Raw genomic sequence first — 3,278 nt, forward strand, 5'->3', positions numbered from 1 at the left:
GGTCTTGGGGGTCCCGGCGGAAACGGTGGCCCAGGTGGCCTTGTTGGTGGCAAAAATAACCACAAAAACCAAAACGGCGGTAAAACTTGTCGATTAACAAACGGCTCTCCTTCTATAAATATTTCATTTTGAAGTGGATCCATTGTAACACCTCTCTTTACTATATACTATTCAGTATCAAGATACATTGTTAGGCATATATCATTGTTAATATTATCTATTACCCTTACTCCTACCAATAATTTACTTAAAAAGCTCAAATTAATATTTAAATTAAGTAGGAAAAATAATTAATTTGATATCTATATCTGTTTATACCACTAGTTAAACTATTTAGCACAAAGTAATTTATATCTATATAAAATACATTTTAATTAATATTAGTCTACTAATAATAGTGGACCTTTTCTTTTCAATAAATTATTAAACACTATTATATAGATAAACAAACTTGCAAAAAATAGGGTGGAGGAATAAATTCAAGATTTATTGCCCCTCCCATTGAACCGTATGTATGGATCTTGTATACGGCTCTACATTTATATCGAAATTACAAACTCTTAAGATAGTAGTTAAAGGGATTGACTAAATCAGGTCTATCCCCTTTTCCTGTGCTTAGTACTTTTGGTGATAGTATAAAGTTCACGACATCTTGTCCGCTTCTTCTATACCATCCTAATCTTGTGTTTGCGCATTAATAGATTTCTTCTTTACTAAATTTACATTTATATTTTATATTCAGTATCATTAGGTTTCTATATATTGTCTTCGGTTTCTTCCACTGTTTGATGATGATACATCTTATCTTGTGGCGTAACCATTGTCCTAATTTATCTATGTAGTTCTTCATACTTCCTATTCTAAAATAGTTTATCCACCCTCTTACTATTTGATTTACTTTTGTAAATGTTACTGAAAGTGGTCTTGATACTGCTTGTTTTCTTTTAAGATACTCTTGTATCTTTGAATACAGTCGACTTTTCCATTCTTGACCATTCTTATAAAATGTAAATCCTAAGAATTGTCCTTTCATTGGTCGAACTACTTTTGTCTTTGTTGCGCTTACTTTCAAGAACAGTTTTCTTTCCAGCCATGATGTCACTGACTTCATTACTCGATTTGCACTCTATAAACGTTTCAGTCCTTCAGTATTTCTTACCTACTATGACTTCATCTGACTTCTTATGGTAAACCTTTTTCGACCGAGGGTACAATCACTGATTTTAAAGTTTACTAGGCTTCCTCGTCCATAAGACCTCCCGGGGTAAGACATGAACCCTGTTTCTTTCACAACGTCTTGATTTACTGTCTTGGTTTTACGTTTACCTTTTGGACTTCGGTTTGTTAGGCAACCTTATTCACCATTTAGCCTCATCAAGTTTCTGTTCGTACGCTCAAAAGAATTGTTACACCACTTCCTTCACCCATGACATCACTATCAACAGCTTGTGGTTCACTACACTTGGCGGTAACTACCTGTGGTTGGTTTATCTCCAACTGAATTCATGCCATGCCTGGCACACCTAAAAAGCTTGATTCCCATATAAATAAGGAATCAAGCCTATTATAACTATTAAAATTTATTTCCATTTTTGAGTTAACTTTAAAATTGCATTTATTATTTTACACGAACTAATTCCAAATAACTTGTATCACCTATCAAACCTGGCTTACCACCTGTAACAAGAATCAATTCTCCCGCCTCAACCCCATTTTCCCGGGCAATAATCTCTGCATAATCCATCATACTTGAGCGAGTTGTCATTGATTTACAGATAACTGGTTTAACCCCCCAATTAATTGCTAATGCTCTTGTTGTTTCAACAATTGGTGTAGCTGCAATAATTCTTGCTTCAGGACGGTAACGAGACATTTTTCGAGCGGTAAAACCACTTTCAGTAAAGGCAATGATTGCAGCCACTTGGAATTTTGAAGCAATTTCTGCAACTGACATACATATAGCTTCGGATGTATCTTGTGGTGCTGTTGATACTGCTTGACGATGTAATCCATCATAATCTAAACTTTGTTCTGTTTTCAAAGCTATTCTACTCATTGTCATAACAGCTTCTTGAGGATATAAACCAGAAGCAGATTCACCAGATAACATGATTGCATCAGTTCCATCAAAAATAGCATTAGCGACATCGCTTACTTCTGCACGTGTAGGACGTGGATTTTGTTGCATACTTTCTAACATTTGGGTCGCTGTAATAACTAGTTTTCCCATATCTTTACACTTACTAATAATATCTTTTTGAATTAATGGAACATCTTCTGCTGGTACTTCAACTCCCAAATCTCCACGAGCAACCATAATTCCATCTGCAATTTTTAGTATTTCATCAATATTTTCAACACCTTCACTATTTTCAATTTTAGCAATAATTTGAATATCCGGGCGTCCCTTTTCTATTAATAATTTTTTCACATCAAAAACATCTTGTGCCCTTCTTACAAAAGAAGCAGCAACATAATTAAATGGCTGGCCACATCCAAATGTTAAATCATCAATATCTCTAGCAGACAAATAATCAAATCCCAGCTTGATTCCAGGTACATTAATACCACGTTTATTTTTAACAATTCCATTATTTGCACACACACAAATAATATCAGTTCCTTCAACATGATCAACTAGTAATTCTACTTGACCATCATTAACTAAAATAAAACCTCCTGGTTTGACATCTTTATACAATTCCTTATAAGTTATCGTAAAACGCTCACTTGTTCCCTCAATATCTTCCTGACAAATTGTAACAACCTGTCCTTTTTTGAATTCCGTTTTGCCACCAACAAAATCCCCCGTTCTAATTTCAGGACCTTTTGTATCTAACAAAATTGCTACTGAAGTATCCAATTCTTTATTTATTTCTGCAAGCAATTTAATTTTATTTAAATGCTCTTCATGACTACCATGAGAGAAATTAAGTCTCATTACATTCATACCAGCTTTCACTAATTTAGTTAACATATCTTTATTATCTGATGCTGGTCCAATTGTACAAACAATTTTAGTCTTACTCATTTTTTCATTTTTTAACATCTTACCATTACCATCCTTTTTCTTCTTTGTAACGTTTTATACAAATATTATAGCTGATTGAATCTATACTTACGAGGTTTTTAATAATATTTAACAAAAGATATTCTACTTAATAATTAATATTATTAGTCATTTTATAAGCCTATATAACATAAATTAATTGTTACATTTTTAAGCTATTAAATGATAATATCCTCATTAATAACAATTTAATAGACTATTATATAAT

The 3,278-nt window shown here is 32.9% G+C and carries 3 protein-coding genes; all 3 read right to left on the bottom strand.

The window, feature by feature from the left end; all coding sequences use genetic code 11:
• Positions 1 to 694 precede the first annotated feature (694 nt).
• Positions 695 to 1,111 (bottom strand): group II intron maturase-specific domain-containing protein, encoded by a 417-nt coding sequence (locus tag ACLR9T_RS13590; protein ID WP_413110039.1) that lies wholly within the window; start codon positions 1,109 to 1,111, stop codon positions 695 to 697.
• A gap of 263 nt (positions 1,112 to 1,374) precedes the next feature.
• Positions 1,375 to 1,497 carry a hypothetical protein gene (locus ACLR9T_RS13595; protein WP_413110040.1) on the bottom strand — a complete coding sequence of 41 codons (123 nt, stop codon included), beginning with the start codon at positions 1,495 to 1,497 and terminating at the stop codon, positions 1,375 to 1,377.
• Positions 1,498 to 1,618: 121 nt separating this feature from the next.
• Positions 1,619 to 3,049 (bottom strand): pyruvate kinase, encoded by a 1,431-nt coding sequence (gene pyk / locus ACLR9T_RS13600; protein WP_413110041.1) that lies wholly within the window; start codon positions 3,047 to 3,049, stop codon positions 1,619 to 1,621.
• Between the last annotated feature and the right edge of the window lie 229 nt (positions 3,050 to 3,278).

Source organism: Thomasclavelia sp. (assembly GCF_047249845.1).
In the GTDB taxonomy this organism is placed as follows: domain Bacteria; phylum Bacillota_I; class Bacilli_A; order Erysipelotrichales; family Coprobacillaceae; genus Thomasclavelia.